Genomic DNA, 24,393 nt, shown 5'->3' on the forward strand with positions numbered 1-24,393 from the left:
TTCTCCACTTTGTGACACGGTTAACTTGTGGTTCAGTATCACCTGAGATATACGGAAGTAATAGTGAATAGATAAAAGGAATTGTTCCGGGTTTATGCGACTTCTCAATCGACTCAAGCAATACCAGCGCCTCTGGCAACCTTCCGCCGGTGAACCTCAGTTTGTCACAGTGAGCGAACTGGCAGAACGCTGTTTTTGTAGCGAACGTCATGTGCGGACGCTGCTTCGCCAGTCGCAGGAAGCAGGATGGCTGACGTGGGAGTCGCAGTCCGGGCGTGGAAAACGCGGGCAGCTCCGTTTTTTGGTCACGCCGGAATCATTGCGCAATACCATGATGGAGCAAGCGCTGGAGAAAGGGCAGCAACTCAATGTGCTGGCGCTGGCGCAGTTAGCGCCTGGTGAACTGCGCGCAATGTTGCAACCGTTTATGGGCGGGCAATGGCAAAACGATACGCCGACGCTGCGTATTCCCTATTATCGTCCTCTTGATCCGCTCCATCCGGGATTCCTCCCCGGACGCGCGGAACAACATCTTGCCGGACAAATTTTCTCCGGATTAACCCGCTTCGACAGTCATAATCAACGCCCTTGCGGAGACCTGGCGCATCACTGGGATATCTCCCCCGACGGTTTACGCTGGGATTTTTATATTCGCTCGACACTTTACTGGCACAATGGCGATGTGGTGGCAACCTCGCAGCTACATGAACGGCTGCTCATGCTACTCAACCTCCCGGCGCTCAATAAGTTGTTCATTAGCGTGAAGCGTATTGAGATCAGCCATCCGCAATGTCTGACATTCATTCTGCATCGACCTGATTACTGGCTGGCGCACCGTCTGGCGAGCTACTGCAGCCATCTGTCACATCCACAGCAACCGCTGGTCGGTACCGGTCCTTTCCGGCTGGCGTTATTTACGCCGGAGCTGGTCCGCCTGGAAAGTCACGATCATTTTCATCGGAGCCACCCGCTGCTAAAGACGGTTGAATACTGGATAACACCGCAGCTTTTCGCACAAGACCTGGGGACCAGTTGTCGTCACCCAGTGCAGATAGCAATCGGGAAACGAGAAGAACTGACCACGCTCAGCCAGGTGAGCAGCGGTATCAGCCTCGGATTTTGCTATTTAACACTCAAGAAAGGACCGAGGCTGAATCTGCAACAGGCGAGAAGATTGGTGGATATCATCCATCACACATCGCTACTGCAAACGCTGCCTGTTGATGAAAATTTGATTACGCCGAGCCAGGCATTGTTACCCGACTGGACCATGCCCCAGTGGGAAAGTCTGGATGAGGTGGAACTGCCGGCAAGGCTCACGCTGGTCTACCATCTGCCCGTTGAACTGCATACCATGGCAGAACAGCTCAAGCACTATCTGGCCACGCTCGGCTGTGAATTAACGATTATTTTTCATAATGCTAAGAACTGGGACAACAGCGCTGTTCTGGCGGATGCCGATTTGATGATGGGCGACAGACTCATTGGCGAAGCGCCAGAGTACACGCTTGAGCAATGGCTACGCTGCGATCAGCTCTGGCCGCATGTCTTAGACGCTCCGGCCTTTTCCCATCTACAGGCAACGCTGGATGCGCTACAGATTCAGCCCGACGAGGGCGATCGTTATGCCGCACTTGCGCTGGTGTTCGCAAATCTGATGAATGATGCCACCCTCACACCGCTCTTCAATTACCACTATCGCATTAGCGCGCCGCCGGGCGTCAATGGGGTCCGACTGAACGCACGTGGCTGGTTTGACTTCACCGAAGCATGGCTTCCTCCCCCTCGCAATGAAGAAGCTGGTCGGCGTCCCCCTCAGACGCTACCATAGCGTTTTATCATTTGTCAGGATAAGCCATGAAACGTGCCGTCGTAGTATTCAGTGGGGGTCAGGACTCCACAACCTGCCTGGCGCAAGCGCTGCATCAATATGATGAAGTCCATTGCGTCACCTTTGATTATGGTCAGCGCCATCGTGCTGAGATTGATGTCGCACGTGACCTGGCCTTAAAACTCGGCGCGCGTTCGCACAAAGTGCTCGATGTAACGCTACTGAACGAACTGGCGATCAGCAGCCTGACTCGCGACAACATTCCTGTGCCGGACTACGAACCGGACGCGGATGGCATTCCCAACACCTTCGTGCCAGGGCGCAATATTCTGTTTTTGACGCTGGCGGCCATCTACGCCTACCAGGTAAAGGCCGAGGCCGTGATCACCGGTGTTTGTGAAACGGATTTTTCCGGTTATCCCGATTGCCGCGATGAGTTTGTCAAAGCGCTAAATCACGCTGTCAGCTTGGGTATGGCAAAGGATATCCGCTTTGAAACGCCGTTAATGTGGATTGATAAAGCCGAAACCTGGGCGCTGGCTGATTACTGGGGCAAACTGGATCTCGTACGTCAGGAGACGTTGACCTGCTATAACGGGATCAAAGGCGACGGCTGTGGGCAGTGTGCTGCCTGTACCCTGCGAGCCAACGGACTGACCCATTATCTGGCGGATAAACCTGCGGTGATGGCGGCGATGAAGCAGAAAACCGGACTGAAGTAATTTCTGTCGGTTTTGCCGGGTGACGGCGTAAACATCTTATCCGGCCTACGAATCATGATCCCGTAGGCCTGTAAGCAAAGCGCCATCAGGCAATCACGCCTTACTTAACCATTTGTTCCAGCTTTTCGCGTAACTCTCCCTCCAAAGGCAGCGCTTTTTGCGTTTTCAAATCAATACACACAAAAGTAATCTGCGCATCCACCACGACTTGCCCTTCTGGCTCCAACGTAATGATCTGACTTAACACACCGCTCTTACCGTTGATTTGCTGCACCTGACTGGTCACGGTCAGCAGGTCACTCAGCACCGCCGGGCGACGGTAGTTAATATTGATGTTTACCACCACAAAAGCGATGTTATGGGCCGTCATCCACTGAAAGCTGTCGCTGTTTTCCAGGCCGTCCCAGCGCGCCTCTTCCAGAAACTCAAGATAGCGGGCATTGTTGACATGCTGGTAGACATCGAGATGATAACCACGGACTTTAATCTGTGTTTGCATAGGGGCAGGAACCTTAGTGTGTTTTTATCGGTAAGACGACTGTATAGAGGTCACAACTGGTATGACCTCTATAGCATGGCAAATTTTTGCCACTACGCAAGTTATTAAAGTGTTAAAACCGCCAGGTTACGTTCCACCAGCGAACTCCCCATCCCAGGCACCTGTTTTAAATCATCAACCGTTTTAAACGGGCCGTACTCTTCCCGGTAGCTGACGATGGCCTGCGCCTTTTTCAGCCCAACGCCATTCATTGCCCGCGCTAACTCCTCTGCTGAAGCGGTATTAATACTCACCCGGGTACCCTCTTCATCACTGGCTTTCGCAGGGACTGACGCTTTAGTTTGCGCCGTAGCAGGTGCCTCAGCCTTAGTTTGTACTGCCGGACTTTTTGCCGCTGACTCTGCGGCCAGCGCGCCGCCTGTCACGCCAGTACAGGTCAGGGACAGCGCTACCAGCAAAGTTTTGATTCCACGTTTCATACTGTTTCTCCTTGTTTATTAACAGCGAAGCCACGATAACGGGGCGAAGAAACAGGAACAAATGGCAAATATCAGAAATGGAAAAGGCCGCGAAAGCGGCCTTTGGGGATTACAACTTTTTGCAAATTTTTGCGAAGCGTCTCGATTACTGCTGCTGTTCCAGCGCATCACCCACTTTAATTTTCGCCGCTTTACGCAGGTTACTCATCAGTGCTTCAAAGACAATTTGAGCGTTATTCTGGGTGATCCCCTGAACCATCGCTTTTTTCTGTTCTTCCGGCATTGAGCCCGCTTTCACGGCATCCAGCGCCAGCAGAACCACGTTGCCCTGCATGTCATTGGCAACACCGTAGACGGGCTTATCTTTCGCTGGCAGGCTCAGACCAAACGCGGCCTGACTTACCGGATCCTGACCCGTACGGCTCAGCGTTTTAGACTCACCAAAGCTCAGACCAGCTGCTTTCATCGCCTCATCGCCTTTACCGGCTTTCAGCTCAACCAGCAGTTTGTCCGCATCCAGTTTTGCCTGTTGTACCGCTTTGTTGTGCTTAACCAGCGCAGTTACCTGTTCCTTCACCTCAGCCAGCGGTTTAACCGCTTCTGCTTTGTGCTCGGCAACACGCAGTATAAAGGCACGATCGCCATCAACAGTGATGATGTCGGAGTTGTTACCCGGCGTACCGTTCTGCCCCACCAGGCCACCATTAAAGATCGCATCAGAAACCGGTTTGAAATTCAGTTCTTCCGGCAAGCTGTCGCGGTTGAACCAGCCTGTCTCAACGGCTTTCATGCCAGCGGCCTGTTCTGCGCCAGCCAGAGATTCGTTGTCATTGCTCGCCGCGTCGCTCACTTTCTGCTGCAACGCATAGTACGCATCCAACGCTTTTTCTTGCTTCACTTTCGCGGCAATGTCGTTACGCGCTTCGCTCAGCGGTTTGACTTTCGCAGGCTGGATGTCATCCAGACGAGCCACCAGATAACCGACAGACGATTTGATGACGCCGGACAACTGACCTTTTTCTTTCAGGCCGGCATTTTTCAGCTCATCCGGGGTCGTGGCATCTTCCAGCCACCCCATATCGCCACCGTTACGGGCCGAAATGATGTCAGCGGATTTCTCTTTCGCCAGAGCAGCAAAATCACCGCCTTTGTTCAGCGCATCCAGTACCGCTTTCGCGTCATCTTCCGTTTTGGTCTGAATGATGCTGTAACGGTTACGCTGCGGCTGAGTGAACTGATCCTGGTGCTGGTCATAATAAGCCTGGATATCGGCATCGCTGGCCGTCTCCTGCATCGCAGCAGCATCCAGCTTGATGTAGCTCACACGGAACTGCTCCGGCATCATAAAGCTATTTTTATTCTGCTCGTAGTAGCTGGAAACTTCTTGATCGGTCACCTGCTGCTTCGCCGCCAGGGCATTCACATCGATCGTCGCTTCACGAACGACACGCTGCTGGGCAACCAATTCCGCCAGTTCATCAGTTTCGCCCTTCAGCATAAACTCGGTGCCTGCAACGCCGTTGATCACCTGTTGCGTCGTCAGTTGGTTACGCAGCGCCTGCGCGTACTGATCGGCCGTCATTCCCATCTTGTTAACAATCGCATTGTAGCGGTTGTTATCAAATTTACCGTCGACCTGGAAGGCCGGCGTTGCGAAGATAGCCTGCTTGACCTGCTCATCGCTGATATTCAGTTTGAGTTCGCGTGAATACTGGTCCAGCAGCGCTTCGTCGATAAGACGGTTCAGCGTCTGCTGACGCAGCGTTTTCATGTAGCTTTCGTTCGCCGCCAGTTCAGAGAACTGATCGCCTAACTGTTGCTGCATGCGGTTGCGTTCATTGTTAAACGCATTCTCAAACTGCCCGCGGCTGATTTCCTGGCCATTCACTTTTGCGGCGTAGTTATTGCTTCCGCCAATCAGGTAACCACTCACGCCGGTCAAAATGAACGACACGATAATGATACCGAAAATAATCTTGAGCACGAGACTGTTAGCAGCCGTGCGTAAGCTGTCCATCATGGTGTAACCACACTCCGCTGTAGGTGATGTATAACCTCACGCAGCATAGCGTTTCCAGAACGCTGCGCGGAAAGGCCTATTGTGACAAGAAACGGGGGCAATTGTCAGCCCACAACGTGTAGAAAGTCCCGGATCACAAATAAAAAAGGCACATCTGATGATGCGCCCTTGTACTTTGTCACATCCCCTGGGGGGATCACTCTTAGTTTACCGCGTCTTTCAGCGCTTTACCTGCACGGAAACCCGGCACTTTAGCAGCAGCGATGGTGATCTCTTTACCTGTTTGCGGGTTGCGACCAGTACGGGCAGCACGCTCTTTAACAGCAAAAGTACCAAAACCTACCAGTGCAACATCATCCCCTTCTTTCAGAGATTCAGTAACAGAAGCAATAATTGCATCTAACGCACGTCCAGCCGCAGCCTTAGAGATATCAGCCCCTGCAGCAATTTTGTCGATCAGTTGAGATTTATTCACTCTTCTCTTCCTCTTTATAATTTATATCGCACCTGAATCCTTCAAAGTGCGACCGCGCAGCAGTTATATCAGGCCTGCCATGCCCTTACAACACCCGTTAATGATGGCAAGCCTAATTCAACATCTAAGTTAGCGATACAAAAAAAGGCTGGCAAGTCCGAAATAGCCTGCCAGCCCTGTTTTTATTAGCGCTCTTTGCGCGAGGTCACTATTTTGCGGTTACAACTTGTATTCCAGAGGGTTCATTTTGCAGCGCAAGCGCCAGAACTTCCTCAATACGTTTCACCGGGTGAATATCAAGATCCGCAATGACGTTGTCCGGAATCTCTTCCAGGTCACGTTTATTTTCGTCAGGAATTAACACGGTTTTAATCCCGCCACGGTGTGCGGCCAGCAGTTTTTCTTTCAAACCACCGATAGGCAGCACCTGACCACGCAGGGTGATCTCACCGGTCATTGCCACATCAGCGCGAACCGGGTTACCGGTCAGACAGGAAACCAGGGCTGTACACATCGCAATACCGGCACTCGGACCGTCTTTCGGCGTCGCACCTTCTGGCACGTGAACGTGGATGTCGCGTTTCTCGTAAAAGTCCGGATTAATCCCCAGTTTTTCCGCTCGCGCGCGCACCACGGTCAACGCAGCCTGAATGGACTCCTGCATGACTTCGCCCAGAGAACCCGTATAGGTGAGTTTCCCTTTACCCGGTACGCAGGCCGTTTCGATGGTCAGCAGATCGCCGCCCACTTCGGTCCATGCCAGCCCCGTCACCTGACCCACGCGATTTTCGCTGTCCGCGCGACCATAGTCGAAGCGCTGTACGCCGAGGTAATCGTGCAGATTGTCGCCATTGATCACAATGTGTTTCAGTGACTTATCCAGCAGTAACTGCTTAACGGCTTTACGACACAGTTTGGAGATTTCACGCTCCAGACTACGCACGCCCGCTTCACGGGTGTAGTAACGAATAATGCCAATAATGGCGCTATCATCGACCGTCAGTTCGCCTTTTTTCAGTGCGTTACGTTCAATTTGCTTCGGCAGCAGATGACGCTTCGCAATGTTCAGCTTCTCGTCTTCGGTATAACCGGACAGACGGATCACTTCCATACGATCCAGCAGCGGCGCCGGAATGTTCATGGAGTTAGAGGTCGCGACAAACATCACGTCACTGAGATCGTAGTCCACTTCCAGGTAGTGATCGCTGAACGCCACGTTCTGCTCAGGATCCAGCACCTCAAGCAGTGCGGAAGCAGGATCGCCACGCATGTCAGACGACATTTTGTCGATTTCATCAAGCAGGAACAGCGGGTTTTTAACCCCCACTTTCGCCATTTTCTGGATCAGTTTGCCCGGCATAGAACCGATGTACGTACGACGGTGACCGCGAATTTCAGCTTCATCACGCACGCCGCCCAGCGCCATACGGATGTATTTGCGACCGGTCGCTTTCGCAATAGACTGACCCAAAGAGGTTTTACCTACCCCCGGCGGTCCAACCAGACACAGGATTGGCCCCTTGATTTTGTTCACACGGCTTTGTACCGCAAGATACTCAAGGATGCGGTCTTTCACTCGCTCCAGACCGTAATGATCGGTGTCGAGGATTTCCTGCGCCTGACGCAGATCTTTTTTGACCTTGCTACGCGCATTCCACGGTACCTGCACCATCCAGTCGATGTAGCCGCGCACCACGGTCGCTTCTGCCGACATCGGAGACATCATTTTCAGCTTCTGCAGTTCTGCTTCCGCTTTCTCCTTTGCCTCTTTCGGCATTTTCGCCGCGTCGATTTTGCGTTTCAGCGCTTCGTTTTCATCCGGCGCGTCGTCCATTTCGCCGAGTTCTTTCTGAATGGCTTTCATTTGCTCGTTCAGATAGTACTCGCGCTGGGATTTCTCCATCTGCTTTTTCACACGGTTGCGAATACGCTTCTCAACCTGCAGCAGATCGATTTCGGACTCCATCATCGCCATCAGATATTCCAGACGTTCGTTGACGTCGGACATTTCCAGCACGGATTGCTTGTCTGCCAGTTTCAGCGGCATGTGTGCAGCGATGGTGTCAGCCAGACGGGCAGGATCGTCAATACTATTGAGCGATGTAAGCACTTCTGGCGGAATTTTTTTGTTCAGTTTGATGTAGCCTTCGAACTGGCTAATCGCGGTGCGTACCAGCACTTCCTGCTCGCGCTCGTCAATGGCTGGCGACTCAAGGTACTCTGCCTTCGCAGAGAAATGCTCGCCATTGTCAGACAGGGCAGAAATACGCGCGCGCTGTAACCCCTCAACCAGTACCTTTACGGTACCGTCAGGCAGTTTCAGCATTTGCAAAATAGAGGCCACGGTCCCGACGGTGAAAAGATCGTTTACACCCGGCTCATCCGTTGATGCTTCTTTCTGGGCGACCAGCATGATTTTTTTATCATGGTCCATAGCCGCTTCCAGACAACGGATAGATTTTTCCCGCCCTACAAATAAGGGTATGACCATGTGCGGATAAACCACCACATCGCGCAACGGCAATACGGGGATTTCAATGCGTTCAGAACGCTCAGGATTCATAGAGCTCTCTCTTAGTTTAGTGTCCGCCAGGTAATCTGGTTATGTGACTGTGTTTCACACGACCATTAACATGTAAGCAGTATATGGGGATGTTTCCCACACATTCAACGGCGTGTTTACAGGAAAAATAAAAGGGGGGATAAAATCCCCCCTTTTTGATTAACTGATTGTATGAAGTGGTTAATTATTCACCAGATGCTTGCTGCGCTTCTGGCTTACCATAAATCAGCAACGGCTTGCTCTGGCCGCCGATGACGGACTCATCGATCACCACTTTTTCAACATCTTCCATTGAAGGCAGATCGTACATCGTGTCGAGCAGAGCGGCTTCTACGATAGAACGCAGACCACGCGCCCCCGTTTTACGCGCCATTGCTTTACGGGCGATAGCGTCCAGCGCTTCATCACGGAACTCTAAATCCACACCTTCGAGGTTAAACAGCGCCTGATACTGCTTGGTCAGCGCGTTTTTCGGCTCTTTCAGAATTTGGATCAGCGCTTCTTCGCTCAGTTCGTTCAGCGTTGCAACCACCGGCAAACGCCCAATGAACTCAGGGATCAGACCAAATTTGATCAGATCTTCTGGCTCAACCTGCGACAGCAGTTCGCCTTCGCTCGCCTTATCAGACTTGGCTTTCACCGTCGCGCTAAAACCAATGCCCGACCCGGTTTCCACACGATGGGAGATAACCTTATCCAGCCCCGCAAACGCACCGCCGCAGATAAACAGAATCTTAGAGGTATCAACCTGCAAGAATTCCTGCTGCGGGTGTTTACGACCGCCCTGCGGCGGAACCGCGGCAACCGTCCCTTCGATCAGTTTCAACAGTGCCTGCTGTACGCCTTCACCGGAAACGTCACGGGTAATAGACGGGTTGTCTGATTTACGAGAAATCTTGTCGATTTCATCGATGTAGACAATACCGCGCTGCGCTTTCTGCACGTCGTAGTCGCATTTCTGCAACAGCTTCTGAATGATGTTCTCAACATCCTCACCCACATAACCCGCTTCGGTCAGGGTGGTGGCATCTGCCATGGTGAACGGTACGTCCAACAGGCGCGCCAGCGTTTCGGCCAGCAACGTTTTCCCGGAACCCGTTGGACCAATCAGCAGAATGTTACTTTTGCCCAACTCGACGCCATTGCTGGTGTCGCCGTTACGCAGACGTTTGTAATGGTTGTATACCGCGACCGCCAGCACTTTTTTCGCCTGCTCCTGGCCGATAACATAATCGTCCAGGTGATTGCGAATTTCATGCGGCGTCGGCAGCGCACTACGCTCACGGTGCGGTGCCACTTCCTTAATCTCTTCGCGAATGATGTCGTTACATAAATCAACACATTCGTCGCAGATATACACGGATGGACCGGCGATCAGCTTACGCACTTCATGCTGGCTTTTGCCGCAAAAAGAGCAGTACAACAATTTGCCCGAGCCATCTTTGCGTTTATCTGTCATGAGTCAAAACCTCTTCTTTGTTCTTTGTGCCGCACACGACGACGCAAATGCCATTCTCAGGCGCAAGCCGCTTATCAGCGTTGTGCCGCCCTTAGATATTATAGCGGTACACTTGCGCCCTGGGCATCAATTACGATGGGTCAAAATCGAGTCGACTAATCCATACTCCACCGCTTCAGAAGCGGAGAGGAAGCGATCGCGCTCAGTATCACGTTCAATCTGCTCAAGAGATTGACCCGTATGGTGCGCCATAAGTTCATTCATGCGCCCTTTCACTTTCAGAATTTCACGGGCATGAATTTCAATATCCGTCGCCTGGCCCTGGTAACCGCCCAGAGGCTGGTGGATCATGACGCGAGAATTCGGCAGGCAGAAACGTTTACCTTTTGCGCCTGCAGTCAGCAAGAACGCGCCCATTGAGGCCGCCTGGCCCATACAAATGGTGCTGACATCCGGCTTAATGAACTGCATGGTGTCATAGATAGACATCCCTGCGGTAATCACCCCACCAGGGGAGTTGATGTACAGATAGATATCTTTTTCCGGGTTTTCCGCTTCCAGGAACAGCATCTGCGCCACAATCAGGTTAGCCATGTGGTCTTCAACCTGGCCGGTCAGAAAAATGACACGTTCCTTAAGTAGACGAGAATAGATATCAAAAGAGCGCTCACCACGTGAAGTCTGTTCAATGACCATCGGCACCAGCGCCATATGGGGTGCAAAGTTATCTCGTTCGCCGCTGTATGACATTTCCGTCTCCTGGATAAAAAATGAAAAAACCTGCTGTACCGATTGTAACCTTATGGACGGATTATCAGCTAGTCCCTCTGTTATGGGTACGGCATCGCCATAATTCAAGCATAACAATCTTTTGTTGTAACGCTAACACTGAAACGCTGTTTTCGCACTCTTCCCATGCAAAATGCGTGACAAAAAAAAGCCCGCCACCGGGCGGTGACGGGCTTTTGTGCGAATTTCGTGCTAATTAAGCAACGAATTACGCCTGCTGGTTCATCAGCTCGTTGAAGGAAGTGGCTTTTTCAGTCACATTCGCTTTCGCCAGAACGGCTTCAACAGCTTGTTCTTCCAGAGCGACGTTACGCATGTTGTCCATCAGCTCTTTGTTTTTGCTGTAGAACTCAACAACTTCTGTCGGATCTTCGTAAGCGGAAGCCATCTCTTCGATCAGGCCTTTAACACGCTCTTCGTCAGCTTTCAGCTCGTTGGTACGAATCACTTCGCCCAGCAGCAGGCCAACAACAACGCGGCGCTTAGCCTGTTCTTCGAACAGTTCACGCGGCAGTTCCAGAGCTTGTTTCTCGTTGCCGCCGAAACGCTGAGCAGCCTGACGACGCAGAACGTCGATTTCGCTGTCGATCAGTGCAGCAGGAACATCGATGTCATTCGCTTTTACCAGACCTTCGATAGCCTGAGATTTAACACGGTTACGTACCGCGCCTTTCAGCTCGCGATCCATGTTTTTACGAACTTCAGCACGCAGACCTTCTACGGAACCATCTTCAACGCCGAAACGTTTGATGAATTCAGCAGTCAGTTCCGGCAGCTCACGCTCTTCAACTTTTTTCAGGTTGATAACGAATTTAGCCGCTTTACCTTTCAGGTTTTCAGCGTGGTATTCTTCCGGGAAGGTCACGTCGATGGTGAACTCTTCGCCCGCTTTGTGACCTTTGATACCGTCTTCAAAGCCCGGGATCATACGACCCTGGCCCATCGCCAGTACGAAGTCAGTCGCTTTGCCGCCTTCGAATTCTTCACCGTCTACAGAACCGGTGAAATCGACAGTAACACGGTCTTCTGCATCAACAGCGCCGTCTTTGTCTTTCCAGGTCGCCTGCTGCTTACGCAGAGTATCCAGCATCACATCAACGTCAGCGTCGGTCACTTCAACAACCGGTTTTTCAACTTCGATTGCGTCCAGACCAGTCAGCTCGACTTCCGGATAGACTTCAAATTCTACCGCGTAGGTGAAGTCTTCGCCCAGCTTGTATTCTCCCGGAACATAGTTCGGAGCACCAGCCGGGTTGATTTTTTCTTTGATGATCGCGTCAACGAAGTGACGGCTCATCAGATCACCCAGAACGTCCTGGCGAACAGAAGCGCCATAACGCTGAGCAACAACATTCATCGGTACTTTGCCCTTACGGAAGCCGTCAATACGTACTTTCTTCGCTACGTTGACCAGCTCGCTTTTCACAGCGGTCTCGATGCTGTCAGCAGCGATTGTAATCGTTACACGGCGGCCAAGGCCTTGAGTGGTTTCAACTGAAACTTGCATCTTGTTACCTCAAAAAATCACAGTGCTCGGTCAACTCTACTCCGCAAGCACAGGTTGTTGGCTTCGCGGAACTGGGATGTTCTCTTAATCAATCACATTCCCTGTCGTCAGAATCATCCCGAAGACATTCCGAAAAATAAGACGCCGCATTATAGCGGCATCACTTTTATGAGTCGAGAACGGTTATCGCGCGTTGCTGCGGCTTTTTTCACAATTCCCGGCTAATTTTTGTCTGAATACTGCACTACCCGTTCAAAATTCAGACAAAACAAAACGGCCCGCAGGCCGTTTTTACATAATCTGTAGCAACATACTGGAAAAGCGTCAGCTGTTGCAAATGCGTTTTTCTACGCGATGCTTCCCGCTCCACGACAAGGAGGCGATGCGAAGATCGTATCGTGCAACCCTTCCCACTCCTTTATGGTGTAGGTATGCAGTGCCAGCGCATGTACGGTTGTGGAGAGTTCCGCCGTTAACGTACCGTAAATCATCCGATGACGATTAAGAAAACGTTCGCCAATGAAGCGATCGCTGACCAGCACAACTTTAAAATGGCTTTCAGAGCCTGCCGGAACATTGTGACGATAGCTTTCATCCACAACTTCAAGGAACACGGGTTGGAACGTTGTCCTTAATTTTTCTTCTATTTGCTCACGTATCATCATGAAATGTCTCCTCCGACAACGCTGAGATGTCACCCATCCCTTTAAATACTAGCCGCTTTTACCGCTTCCATTACACTCTTACAACAAAAATTTAGCGTTCGTCTGATTTTCTCATTCAAACGTATGAAGTTTACTGACTTATCTGCCCATTTGATTGTTAAAAACCCGGGTATTGTGCCCCGAGGGTCAGAAAACCGACAACGCAATGAATTTACATGCGTTGAGCTCTTCCCCTCGCCGTTGGCGATGTTATGATGGCGTGAATTTTTTCTATCACGCTTAATTTCTATCACGCTTAAGAGTCACTGAGAGTTCGAACATGTTAAAAAAAATCCTCTTTCCGTTAGTTGCTCTGGTTATGCTGGCAGGATGCGCAACACCGCCAACAACGATTGATGTCTCTCCCAAAATTTCCCTGCCGCAGCAGGACCCGAGTCTGATGGGAGTTACCGTCAGCATTAACGGCGCCGATCAGCGTCCGGATCAGGCGCTGGCAAAAGTGACCCGCGACAACCAAATGGTTACCCTGACCGCTTCCCGCGATCTGCGTTTCTTGCTGCAAGAAGTTCTGGAAAAACAGATGACCGCGCGCGGCTACATGGTAGGACCGAACGGTCCGGTTAACCTGCAAATCATTGTTAGCCAACTGTACGCCGATGTTTCTCAGGGCAGCGTCCGTTACAACATCGCGACCAAAGCCGACATCGCGATCATCGCGACCGCGGCAAACGGGAACAAGATGACCAAAAACTACCGTGCCAGCTACTCTGTCGAAGGCGCACTGCAGGCCTCTAACAAAAATATCGCTGACGCCGTTAACAGCGTGCTGACCGACACCATCGCTGATATGTCTCAGGACACCAGCGTTCACGATTTCATTAAGCAGAACGCCCGTTAATTTCTGCCCTCAGGCCCGGCATACGCCGGGCCCGTAGAAGCCCATGTCCAGTCACTATTTACGTATATTTCAGCAACCGCGCTCCGCTATCCTGTTGATTCTGGGGTTCGCTTCCGGTTTACCTCTCGCGTTGACGTCAGGCACACTTCAGGCCTGGATGACCGTTGAGAACATCGACCTTAAAACCATTGGTTTCTTTTCCTTAGTGGGACAGGCCTACGTTTTTAAGTTTCTCTGGTCGCCGATCATGGACCGCTACACGCCGCCTTTTTTAGGTCGTCGTCGCGGCTGGCTGCTCACCACACAGTTTCTGTTGCTGATTTCAATTGCGGCAATGGGTTTCCTGGAACCCGGTACGCAATTGCGCTGGATGGCCGCGCTGGCGGTTGTTATCGCCTTCTGCTCGGCGTCGCAGGATATTGTTTTTGATGCCTGGAAAACCGATGTGTTACTCGCCGAAGAGCGCGGGACTGGCGCGGCGATCAGCGTGTTGGGCTATCGCCTGGGCATGTTGGTTTCCGGTGGTCTGGCGCTCTGGATGGCAGACCGCTGGCTCGGCTGGCAAGGCATGTACTGGCTGATGGCGGCCTTACTGATCCCCTGCATTATTGCCACACTGCTCGCCCCCGAACCCACAGATAGCATCCCGGTGCCCAAAACGCTGGAACAGGCGGTCGCTGCGCCATTGCGTGATTTTTTTGGTCGCAACAACGCCTGGCTGATTTTGCTGCTCATCGTGCTCTATAAACTGGGCGATGCCTTCGCCATGAGCCTGACCACCACCTTTTTGATTCGCGGCGTCGGTTTTGACGCCGGTGAAGTTGGCGTAGTGAATAAAACGCTGGGATTGCTGGCAACGATTGTCGGCGCGCTGTACGGCGGAGTATTGATGCAGCGTCTTTCGCTGTTTCGCGCGTTATTGATCTTCGGCATGCTTCAGGGCGCTTCAAACGCCGGGTATTGGTTACTCTCTGTCACCGATAAGCACATGTTCAGCATGGGCGCGGCCGTGTTTTTCGAAAACCTGTGTGGCGGTATGGGGACGGCGGCATTTGTCGCGTTGCTCATGACATTATGCAACAAGTCATTTTCAGCCACCCAATTTGCCCTTCTCTCAGCGCTCTCTGCGGTAGGCCGCGTCTATGTCGGCCCCGTCGCGGGCTGGTTTGTAGAGGCCCACGGCTGGCCAACGTTCTATCTTTTTTCCGTCGTTGCCGCCGTTCCGGGGCTGCTGCTGCTGCTGGTTTGTCGTCAAACGCTGGAACACAGTTGGGAAAGCGAACACTTTATTCCGCGAACGGAATATCGCAGAGCCTATAGTCTGGCCTTGCTCACACTGACAACAGGCTGTTGCTTACTGGCGGTGTGGCTGCTGTTGTTCACAATGAATGCCGCAGATTACACCAATTTCTCGTTCCTGCCTGCAATGCTGGAAACGGGCGTTGTGGTCGCCGTGTGCGGCATTGTGTTCGGCGGATTGCTCGATTATCTGGCGCTACGGAAAACACGCTTGCTGTAAAGAAAATATTATTTGCCGTTGTAATAACATGCCGTAATTATAACGGTCAAATAACCACCAGTTGATAAAAATTATATTTGTTCTTTTGTGCTCAATAGAATTTGGAAATTATTGACAATTTCACCGCACCCTATTTCCCTTACACGATTCAGCCGATGAGTCTTTAATTTTTCGTTTTTAACTGTCCATTTATTGATAATGAATTGTTAATTAATTGTTTTATTTTTACATTGGTTATACCAATTGCCCTCCCTGCTTCAGTGGATCACCCACTTTCGTTATAACGTCATGTTGCAACAGGTTCTTAAAGCCAACCCGACATACATTGCAACATATGTGACATGCACGGCAGAACCCGGCAACACAGATCCAATGATGTTTACAGTAATGTAACCTTCCCGTAAAATGCCCTCACACTTTAAACGCCACCCGGTCCCGTGGAATTGAGGTCGTTAAATGAGACTCAGGAAATACAATAAAAGTTTGGGATGGTTGTCATTAATTGCAGGCACTGCATTACTCAGTGGCTGTAATTCTGCGCTGCTTGACCCTAAAGGACAGATTGGACTGGAACAACGTTCATTGATACTGACGGCATTTGGCCTGATGTTGATTGTCGTTATTCCCGCCATCTTGATGGCTGTTGGTTTTGCCTGGAAGTACCGTGCAAGCAATAAAGATGCGAAGTATAGCCCGAACTGGTCACACTCCAATAAAGTGGAAGCTGTGGTCTGGACGGTGCCTATTCTAATCATCATTTTCCTCGCCGTACTGACCTGGAAAACCACTCACGCACTTGAGCCAAGCAAACCGCTGGCGCATGACGAGAAGCCCATTACCATCGAAGTGGTTTCCATGGACTGGAAATGGTTCTTCATTTATCCGGAACAGGGTATCGCTACCGTGAATGAAATCGCCTTCCCGGCGAACACTCCGGTTGAATTCAAAGTGACATCCAACTCCGTGATGAACTCCTTCTTTATCCCGCGTCTGGGTAGCCAGATCTATGCCATGGCCGGTATGCAGACTCGACTGCATCTGATCGCCAACGAAGTCGGTACCTATGATGGTATTTCCGCAAGCTACAGCGGACCAGGCTTCTCCGGCATGAAGTTCAAGGCTATCGCAACAAAGGACCGCGCCGAATTCGACCAATGGGTTGCTAAAGCGAAACAGTCCACGAACACCATGAGCGACATGGCTGCGTTCGATAAAGTGGCTGCACCAAGCGAATACAACCAGGTGGAATATTTCTCCAACGTGAAACCGGATTTGTTTAAAGACGTTATTAACAAATTTATGGCTCACGGTAAGAGCATGGACATGACCCAACCAGAAGGTGAGCACAGCTCACACGAAGGAATGGAAGGCATGGACATGAGCCACGCGGAATCCGCTCACTAAGGGGCCGAGGAAGAATACGATGTTCGGAAAATTGACACTGGATGCAGTCCCGTTCCATGAACCAATCGTCATGGTTACGATCGCTGCCATTATCATCGGTGGGGCGGCCTTACTGGGCCTCATTACTTACTTCGGTAAGTGGACCTACCTGTGGAAAGAGTGGCTAACTTCGGTTGACCACAAACGCCTTGGCATCATGTATGTCATCGTCGCTATCGTCATGCTGCTGCGTGGCTTTGCGGATGCCGTCATGATGCGTAGTCAGCAGGCGCTGGCTTCGGCCGGGGAAGCAGGCTTCCTGCCGCCTCACCACTACGACCAGATCTTCACGGCGCATGGCGTGATCATGATCTTCTTCGTGGCAATGCCATTTGTTATCGGTCTGATGAACCTGGTGGTTCCGCTGCAGATCGGCGCACGCGACGTTGCCTTCCCGTTCCTGAACAACCTGAGCTTCTGGTTCACCGTTGTCGGCGTCATTCTGGTTAACCTGTCTCTGGGCGTCGGTGAGTTCGCACAGACCGGTTGGCTGGCGTATCCGCCGCTCTCGGGAATAGAGTACAGTCCAAGTGTCGGGGTAGATTACTGGATCTGGAGTCTCCAGCTCTCCGGTATCGGGACGACGCTGACCGGTATCAACTTCTTCGTTACGATTCTGAAGATGCGTGCGCCGGGTATGACCATGTTCAAGATGCCAGTATTTACCTGGGCATCGCTGTGTGCGAACGTGCTGATCATCGCTTCGTTCCCTATTCTGACAGTCACCATCGCGCTGCTGACCCTGGATCGCTATCTGGGCACCCATTTCTTTACCAACGATATGGGCGGCAACATGATGATGTACATCAACCTGATTTGGGCCTGGGGCCATCCGGAAGTGTACATTCTGATTCTGCCAGTGTTCGGGGTGTTCTCCGAAGTCGCAGCAACCTTCTCGCGTAAGCGCCTGTTTGGTTACACCTCACTGGTGTGGGCAACCGTGTGTATTACCGTACTGTCGTTCATCGTCTGGCTGCACCACTTCTTCACCATGGGTGCGGGTGCGAACGTCAACGCCTTCTTCGGTATCACCACAATGATTATCGCCATCCCGACCGGGGTGAAGATTTTCAACTGGCTGTTCACCATGTACCAGGGGCGTATCGTATTCCACTCAGCGATGCTGTGGACCATCGGTTTTATCGTCACCTTCTCTGTGGGTGGTATGACCGGTGTTCTGCTGGCGGTTCCGGGTGCCGACTTCGTTCTGCATAACAGCCTGTTCCTGATTGCCCACTTCCACAACGTTATCATCGGTGGCGTGGTCTTCGGTTGCTTCGCGGGTATGACTTACTGGTGGCCAAAAGCGTTTGGCTACACGTTGAACGAAACCTGGGGTAAACGCGCATTCTGGTGTTGGATCATCGGCTTCTTCGTGGCATTTATGCCGCTGTACGTGCTGGGCTTCATGGGGATGACCCGTCGCCTCAGCCAGCAGATTGACCCACAGTTCCACACCATGCTGATGATTGCCGCCTGCGGTGCCGCGCTGATTGCGCTGGGTATTCTGTGTCTGGTCATTCAGATCTACGTTTCTATTCGTGACCGCGACCAGAACCGTGACCTGACTGGCGATCCATGGGGTGGCCGTACGCTGGAGTGGGCAACCTCTTCCCCGCCTCCGTTCTATAACTTTGCCGTTGTGCCGCACGTTCACGAGCGTGATGCCTTCTGGGAAATGAAAGAAAAAGGCGAAGCGTACAAACAGCCTGCGCACTATGAAGAAATTCATATGCCGAAAAACAGCGGTGCGGGCATTGTCATTGCCGCCTTCGCGACCCTCTTCGGTTTCGCCATGATCTGGCATATCTGGTGGCTGGCGATTGCAAGCTTCGCAGGCATGATCATCAGCTGGATTGTGAAAAGCTTTGACGAGGACGTGGACTACTACGTACCAGTCCCGGAAGTCGAAAAACTGGAAAATCAGCATTTCGATGAGATTTCTAAGGCAGGGCTGAAAAATGGCAACTGATACTTTAGCGCACGCGACTGCCCACGCGCACGAACACGGGCACCACGACGCAGGCCAGACCAAAATCTTCGGATTTTGGATCTACCTGATGAGCGACTGCATTCTGTTCTCTATTCTGTTTGCAACCTATGCCGTTCTGGTGAACGGCACTGCCGGTGGCCCAACAGGTAAGGACATTTTTGAACTGCCGTTCGTTCTGGTAGAAACGTTCCTGCTGTTGTTCAGCTCCATCACCTACGGCATGGCGGCGATCGCCATGTACAAAAACAACAAGAGCCAGGTCATCTCCTGGCTGATGCTGACCTGGCTGTTTGGCGCAGGCTTCATCGGGATGGAAATCTATGAATTCCATCACCTGGTTGTTGAAGGTATGGGTCCGGATCGCAGCGGCTTCCTGTCCGCGTTCTTCGCGCTGGTCGGTACGCACGGTCTGCACGTCACCTCCGGTCTTATCTGGATGGCGGTGCTGATGGTGCAAGTCGCCCGTCGCGGTCTGACCAGCACTAACCGTACCCGCATCATGTGCCTCAGCCTGTTCTGGCACTTCCTGGATGTGGTGTGGATCTGTGTGTTCACTGTTGTTTATCTGATGGGGGCGATGTAATGAGTCATTCTACCGAACACAGCGGCGCGTCCCATGGCAGCGTAAAAACCTACATGACAGGGTTTATCCTGTCGATCATCCTGACGGTCATTCCGTTCTGGATGGTGATGACGGGTTCTGCCTCTCCAGCCGTAATTCTGGGGACGATTCTTGCGATGGCAGTGGTACAGATTCTGGTGCATCTGGTGTGCTTCCTGCACATGAACACTAAATCTGATGAAGGCTGGAACATGACGGCTTTCGTCTTTACCGTGTTGATCATCGCCATCCTGGTTGTGGGCTCCATCTGGATTATGTGGAACCTCAACTACAACATGATGATGCACTAAGAGCGGCGAGTATGATGTTTAAGCAATACCTGCAAGTAACGAAACCAGGCATCATCTTTGGCAACCTGATCTCGGTGATTGGGGGGTTCCTGCTGGCCTCAAAAGGCAGCATCGATTACCCCCTGTTTATCTACACGCTGATCGGTGTGTCACTGGTTGTGGCGTCGGGTTGTGTATTTAACAACTACATCGACAGGGATATCGACAGGAAGATGGAAAGGACCAAGAATCGGGTGCTGGTAAAAGGCCTGATTTCTCCTAACGTCTCGCTGGTGTACGCCACCCTGCTGGGTATTGCTGGCTTCATGCTGCTGTGGTTTGGCGCTAACCCTCTGGCCTGCTGGCTGGGGGTGATGGGCTTCGTGGTGTATGTTGGCGTCTATAGCCTGTACATGAAACGCCACTCCGTTTACGGCACGCTGATTGGCTCTCTCTCCGGCGCTGCGCCGCCGGTGATTGGCTACTGCGCCGTAACGGGTGAGTTCGACAGCGGCGCATTGATTCTGCTGGCGATCTTTAGCCTGTGGCAAATGCCGCACTCTTATGCCATCGCGATTTTCCGCTTTAAGGATTATCAGGCGGCCAATATCCCGGTTCTGCCAGTGGTCAAAGGCATTTCGGTCGCGAAAAACCATATCACGCTGTACATCGTGGCGTTCGCGATCGCCACCCTGATGCTGACCCTCGGCGGCTACGCAGGTTACAAGTACCTGATCGTCGCAGCGGCGGTAAGCGTCTGGTGGCTCGGCATGGCGCTGCGCGGTTATAAAGTGGAAGATGATAAGGTCTGGGCGCGTAAGCTCTTTGGCTTCTCCATCATCGCCATCACCGCGCTCTCCGTGATGATGTCCGTCGACTTTATGGTGCCGAATTCGCAAAACCTGCTGACGTATGCCTGGTAAGTAAAACATCGCACAAAAAGGGCGCTCCGGCGCCCTTTTTTATTCACGTAACAAATTAATTAGCCGCGTAATATTTTCTCATTAACCGCGTATTTACCCCGCTGGCGTACCGCTTTACACTAGTCGCGAATTTTATACAGAGGTGGGAATGAACGATTATAAAATGACGCCAGGCGAGTTGCGCGCCACCTGGGGTTTAGGGACCGTATTTTCACTGCGCATGCTCGGCATGTTTATGGTCCTGCCTGTTCTGACCACTTACGGCATGGCGCTACAAGGCGCCAGCGAAGCCTTGATTGGATTTGCCATCGGCATCTACGGGCTGGCGCAAGCTGTCTTCCAGATCCCCTTCGGATTGCTCTCCGACCGTATTGGTCGCAAACCTCTGATTGTCGGTGGCCTGGCGGTGTTTGTCGCCGGTAGCGTGATCGCCGCCCTCTCCGACTCTATTTGGGGAATCATTCTGGGGCGTGCGCTGCAGGGGTCTGGCGCCATCGCCGCCGCCGTCATGGCTCTGTTATCGGATTTAACCCGCGAGCAAAATCGCACCAAAGCGATGGCGTTTATCGGCGTCAGTTTTGGTATTACCTTCGCCATTGCGATGGTGCTTGGGCCAATCATCACCCACGCCCTGGGGCTGAATGCCCTGTTCTGGATGATCGCGATACTGGCCACCCTCGGTATTATCCTGACTGTCTGGGTGGTGCCGAACAGTACTAACCATGTGCTGAACCGCGAATCCGGGATGGTGAAAGGCAGCTTCAGCAAAGTGCTGGCCGAACCCAAACTGCTAAAGCTCAACTTCGGCATTATGTGCCTGCACATCCTGTTGATGTCTACCTTCGTCGCCCTCCCCGGTCAGCTTACCGCCGCAGGTTTTCCCGCCGCCGAGCACTGGAAGATTTACCTGGTCACCATGTTGATCTCTTTTGGTTCAGTGGTGCCTTTCATTATCTACGCCGAAGTAAAACGCCGGATGAAGCGGGTATTTGTGTTGTGCGTGGCGCTGATCCTGATAGCGGAAATTGTGCTGTGGGGAGCGAACGTCCATTTCTGGGGACTGATTGCCGGGGTTCAGCTTTTCTTCCTCGCCTTCAACCTGATGGAAGCCCTCCTCCCCTCACTCATCAGCAAAGAGTCCCCCGCCGGTTATAAAGGAACCGCAATGGGCGTCTACTCCACCAGCCAGTTCCTGGGCGTGGCGATTGGCGGTTCGTTGGGCGGCTGGGTCGATGGGATGTTTGACGGTCAGGCGGTGTTTCTTGCGGGAGCACTGCTCACGGCAGTGTGGCTGGCCGTTGCCAGTACCATGAAAGAACCGCCGTATGTCAGCAGTTTACGTGTCGAAATCCCAGCAGATGTTGCCGCTGATGACGACCTTAAACAGCGCCTGATGGCAAAAGATGGGGTGAGTGAAGTGCTGATTGTGGCGAGCGAACATTCCGCCTACGTGAAGATTGACAGCAAAATCACCAATCGGTTTGAGGTTGAGCAAACCATCAAACCGGCGTAATTCTTCATTACGCCGGATGGCGGCTATCAGCCTTATTCGGCCTACAAATCACGCTGAAAGTGTAGGCCTTAACGCTGTGCGCCATCCGGCATGACGACTTAATCGCGGAAGTTTTTAAACTGGAACGGCTGACCCAGATCGCCGCCGCGCACCAGCGCCATCACGGACTGCAGATCGTCGCGCGCCTTACCGGTCACACGAATTTCCTCGCCCTGAATCTGCGTCTGCACCTTCAGCTTGCTGTCTTTAATCAGCTTGACGATTTTCTTCTGCACGGCGCTCTCAATGCCCTGCTTCAGTTTCGCTTCCACAAACCAGGTTTTACCGCTGTGGATGAAGGTTTCCGGCACGTCCAGCGACGTCCCTTCAATGCCGCGTTTCAGCAGCTTGGCACGCAAAATATCCAGCAACTGATTGACCTGAAAATCAGATTCGCTCAGCACCTTAATCGTCTTATTTGTCTCGTTCAGCTCAAAAGTGGCCTCAACGCCCCGAAAATCAAAGCGTGACTCAACTTCGCGGCTCGCATTATCAACTGCGTTACGCGCTTCCTGAAGATCAACTTCAGACACAATATCGAAAGATGGCATCTTTTCCTCTCCCTCTGTTTTTGATGCGAAGCATAATACCTGCAAAGTTCCCTGACAGACAGCGCTATACTATGTGGAAGAACGCCCGGTGCTGTTGCGGGTGAGGAGGAAGAATGAAAATAACCGTATTGGGATGCGGAGCCTTAGGGCAACTTTGGCTTACAGCGCTGTGCAAACATGGACATGAAGTACAAGGCTGGCTGCGGGTGCCGCAACCTTATTGCAGCGTGAACCTGATCGAGACCGATGGTTCGATTTTTAATGAATCCCTGACGGCGAACGACCCCGATTTTCTCGCGAAAAGCGATCTGTTGCTGGTGACACTCAAAGCCTGGCAAGTCTCGGACGCCGTGAAAGGGCTTGCGGCAATTCTGCCGGTGACCACGCCGATTCTGTTGATTCACAATGGAATGGGTACCATTGAAGAGCTGCAAAGCATTTCTCAACCGCTGTTGATGGGCACCACCACCCATGCAGCAAGGCGCGATGGCAACATTATTATCCACGTCGCCAACGGGACAACGCGCATTGGTCCAGCGCGTGAACAGGATGGGGATTACAGTTACCTCGCCGATCTGCTGCAGAACGTGCTGCCCGATGTTGCCTGGCACAACAATATTCGAACCGAAATGTGGCGCAAACTGGCCGTAAACTGCGTAATAAATCCGCTCACCGCCCTGTGGAACTGCCCAAATGGCGAGCTACGGCAACACCCTGAACAAATCCTGCTGATCTGTCAGGAGGTGGCGGCGGTTATCGAGCGTGAAGGGCACCATACCTCAGTGGATGATTTACGCTATTATGTTGAGCAAGTGATTGACAGTACGGCACAAAACATCTCATCCATGCTGCAGGATATTCGTGCTCTGCGCCATACCGAGATCGATTACATTACCGGCTACTTATTAAAACGCGCCCGCGCGCATGGTATTGCCGTTACGGAAAACGCCCGTCTGTTTGAAATGATAAAGCGAAAGGAAAGTGAGTATGAGCGCTCAAGCACTGGTATGTCTCGCCCCTGGTAGTGAAGAGACCGAAGCGGTCACCACTATCGATCTATTGGTTCGTGGCGGTATTCAGGTCACTACGGCGAGCGTGGCCAGCGACGGCTCCCTGACCATCGTCTGTTCGCGTGGTGTGAAGCTGCTCGCGGACGCACCGCTGGTGGAAGTGGCTGACGGCGATTTCGACATCATTGTGTTACCGGGCGGTATAAAAGGCGCCGAATGTTTTCGCGACAGTCCGTTGCTGGTTGAAACGGTCAAACAGTTCCATCGCTCCGGACGTATCGTCGCGGCAATCTGCGCGGCGGCGGCAACAGTTCTGGTTCCGCACAATATCTTCCCGCTCGGCAATATGACCGGATTCCCCGCGCTGAAAGATAAAATCCCGGCTGAACAGTGGCAGGACAAACGTGTAGTTTGGGACCCGCGCGTTAACCTGTTGACCAGTCAGGGGCCAGGGACATCCATCGACTTTGGCCTGAAAATCATTGACCTGCTGGTCGGGCGCGAAAAGGCCCATCAGGTCGCGTCACAGTTAGTTATGGCGGCAGGCATTTATAACTACTACGAGTAATTACAAGGCCACTCCAGCGGCCGGCTTAATCTTAAT

The 24,393-nt window shown here is 52.2% G+C and carries 22 protein-coding genes; 12 read left to right on the forward strand and 10 right to left on the reverse strand.

What is annotated here, in order from left to right; genetic code table 11:
• The first annotated feature begins 94 nt into the window (after positions 1-94).
• Together P2W74_RS17240 and queC are read left to right on the forward strand one after the other, a co-directional pair.
• Positions 95-1,831, forward strand: a complete 1,737-nt coding sequence (locus tag P2W74_RS17240) for an SgrR family transcriptional regulator (protein ID WP_276292571.1) — start codon at positions 95-97, stop codon at positions 1,829-1,831.
• A gap of 26 nt (positions 1,832-1,857) precedes the next feature.
• Complete coding sequence (gene queC / locus P2W74_RS17245) at positions 1,858-2,553, forward strand: 7-cyano-7-deazaguanine synthase QueC (RefSeq protein ID WP_276292572.1); 696 nt, start codon at positions 1,858-1,860, stop codon at positions 2,551-2,553.
• A 100-nt stretch (positions 2,554-2,653) separates the two neighbouring features.
• Here queC and P2W74_RS17250 read toward each other — a convergent pair whose 3' ends face one another.
• From P2W74_RS17250 to bolA, 9 genes are all read right to left on the reverse strand, one after another.
• On the reverse strand, positions 2,654-3,052 hold the full coding sequence (locus P2W74_RS17250; RefSeq protein ID WP_276292573.1) for a YbgC/FadM family acyl-CoA thioesterase: 399 nt from the start codon (positions 3,050-3,052) through the stop codon (positions 2,654-2,656).
• A gap of 104 nt (positions 3,053-3,156) precedes the next feature.
• A complete protein-coding gene (locus tag P2W74_RS17255; protein WP_276292574.1) occupies positions 3,157-3,531 on the reverse strand; it encodes a helix-hairpin-helix domain-containing protein in 375 nt (124 codons plus the stop codon).
• 145 nt (positions 3,532-3,676) lie between these two features.
• Complete coding sequence (ppiD, locus tag P2W74_RS17260) at positions 3,677-5,551, reverse strand: peptidylprolyl isomerase (protein ID WP_276292575.1); 1,875 nt, start codon at positions 5,549-5,551, stop codon at positions 3,677-3,679.
• Positions 5,552-5,753: 202 nt separating this feature from the next.
• Positions 5,754-6,026: a nucleoid-associated protein HU-beta gene (gene hupB / locus P2W74_RS17265; RefSeq protein WP_003021629.1), complete on the reverse strand. Its 273-nt coding sequence runs from the start codon at positions 6,024-6,026 to the stop codon at positions 5,754-5,756.
• 208 nt (positions 6,027-6,234) lie between these two features.
• Complete coding sequence (gene lon, locus P2W74_RS17270) at positions 6,235-8,589, reverse strand: endopeptidase La (RefSeq protein WP_276292576.1); 2,355 nt, start codon at positions 8,587-8,589, stop codon at positions 6,235-6,237.
• A gap of 184 nt (positions 8,590-8,773) precedes the next feature.
• Positions 8,774-10,048 (reverse strand): ATP-dependent protease ATP-binding subunit ClpX, encoded by a 1,275-nt coding sequence (clpX, locus tag P2W74_RS17275; protein WP_276292577.1) that lies wholly within the window; start codon positions 10,046-10,048, stop codon positions 8,774-8,776.
• A 126-nt stretch (positions 10,049-10,174) separates the two neighbouring features.
• Positions 10,175-10,798, reverse strand: coding sequence for an ATP-dependent Clp endopeptidase proteolytic subunit ClpP (gene clpP, locus P2W74_RS17280; RefSeq protein ID WP_003021624.1), 624 nt, complete (start codon positions 10,796-10,798; stop codon positions 10,175-10,177).
• 247 nt (positions 10,799-11,045) lie between these two features.
• Positions 11,046-12,344 carry a trigger factor gene (tig, locus tag P2W74_RS17285; RefSeq protein ID WP_276292578.1) on the reverse strand — a complete coding sequence of 433 codons (1,299 nt, stop codon included), beginning with the start codon at positions 12,342-12,344 and terminating at the stop codon, positions 11,046-11,048.
• Between the two features lie 347 nt (positions 12,345-12,691).
• Positions 12,692-13,009: a transcriptional regulator BolA gene (gene bolA / locus P2W74_RS17290; RefSeq protein ID WP_276292579.1), complete on the reverse strand. Its 318-nt coding sequence runs from the start codon at positions 13,007-13,009 to the stop codon at positions 12,692-12,694.
• A gap of 319 nt (positions 13,010-13,328) precedes the next feature.
• Here bolA and P2W74_RS17295 point away from each other — a divergent pair, with 319 nt between their 5' ends.
• The 8 genes from P2W74_RS17295 to P2W74_RS17330 all read left to right on the forward strand — a co-directional run bounded on the left by P2W74_RS17295 (position 13,329) and on the right by P2W74_RS17330 (position 22,189).
• A complete protein-coding gene (locus P2W74_RS17295; protein WP_162378947.1) occupies positions 13,329-13,907 on the forward strand; it encodes a lipoprotein in 579 nt (192 codons plus the stop codon).
• A 43-nt stretch (positions 13,908-13,950) separates the two neighbouring features.
• Positions 13,951-15,426: a muropeptide MFS transporter AmpG gene (gene ampG / locus P2W74_RS17300; protein WP_276292580.1), complete on the forward strand. Its 1,476-nt coding sequence runs from the start codon at positions 13,951-13,953 to the stop codon at positions 15,424-15,426.
• Between the two features lie 456 nt (positions 15,427-15,882).
• A complete protein-coding gene (cyoA, locus tag P2W74_RS17305) occupies positions 15,883-16,830 on the forward strand; it encodes a cytochrome o ubiquinol oxidase subunit II (protein ID WP_276292581.1) in 948 nt (315 codons plus the stop codon).
• Positions 16,831-16,849: 19 nt separating this feature from the next.
• The gene (gene cyoB / locus P2W74_RS17310) at positions 16,850-18,841 is read left to right on the forward strand and encodes a cytochrome o ubiquinol oxidase subunit I (protein ID WP_276292582.1); all 1,992 of its coding nucleotides are present in this window, start codon (positions 16,850-16,852) and stop codon (positions 18,839-18,841) included.
• Positions 18,831-19,445 (forward strand): cytochrome o ubiquinol oxidase subunit III, encoded by a 615-nt coding sequence (locus P2W74_RS17315; protein ID WP_276292583.1) that lies wholly within the window; start codon positions 18,831-18,833, stop codon positions 19,443-19,445. Before cyoB ends, P2W74_RS17315 begins: the two co-directional genes overlap by 11 nt.
• Complete coding sequence (locus P2W74_RS17320; RefSeq protein WP_162378952.1) at positions 19,445-19,774, forward strand: cytochrome o ubiquinol oxidase subunit IV; 330 nt, start codon at positions 19,445-19,447, stop codon at positions 19,772-19,774. The genes P2W74_RS17315 and P2W74_RS17320 overlap by 1 nt, the downstream gene beginning before the upstream one ends.
• 11 nt (positions 19,775-19,785) lie before the next feature.
• Positions 19,786-20,676, forward strand: coding sequence for a heme o synthase (gene cyoE, locus P2W74_RS17325; RefSeq protein WP_162378953.1), 891 nt, complete (start codon positions 19,786-19,788; stop codon positions 20,674-20,676).
• 148 nt (positions 20,677-20,824) lie between these two features.
• Positions 20,825-22,189, forward strand: a complete 1,365-nt coding sequence (locus P2W74_RS17330; protein WP_276292584.1) for an MFS transporter — start codon at positions 20,825-20,827, stop codon at positions 22,187-22,189.
• Positions 22,190-22,287: 98 nt separating this feature from the next.
• Here P2W74_RS17330 and P2W74_RS17335 read toward each other — a convergent pair whose 3' ends face one another.
• Positions 22,288-22,779: a YajQ family cyclic di-GMP-binding protein gene (locus P2W74_RS17335; protein WP_276292585.1), complete on the reverse strand. Its 492-nt coding sequence runs from the start codon at positions 22,777-22,779 to the stop codon at positions 22,288-22,290.
• A 113-nt stretch (positions 22,780-22,892) separates the two neighbouring features.
• Between P2W74_RS17335 and panE the strand changes: the two genes are divergently transcribed.
• Positions 22,893-23,804 carry a 2-dehydropantoate 2-reductase gene (panE, locus tag P2W74_RS17340; RefSeq protein ID WP_276292586.1) on the forward strand — a complete coding sequence of 304 codons (912 nt, stop codon included), beginning with the start codon at positions 22,893-22,895 and terminating at the stop codon, positions 23,802-23,804.
• A complete protein-coding gene (yajL, locus tag P2W74_RS17345; protein ID WP_203358673.1) occupies positions 23,767-24,357 on the forward strand; it encodes a protein deglycase YajL in 591 nt (196 codons plus the stop codon). Before panE ends, yajL begins: the two co-directional genes overlap by 38 nt.
• Positions 24,358-24,393: the final 36 nt, after the last annotated feature.

It is taken from the genome of Citrobacter enshiensis (genome assembly GCF_029338175.1).
Classification (GTDB): domain Bacteria; phylum Pseudomonadota; class Gammaproteobacteria; order Enterobacterales; family Enterobacteriaceae; genus Citrobacter_D; species Citrobacter_D enshiensis.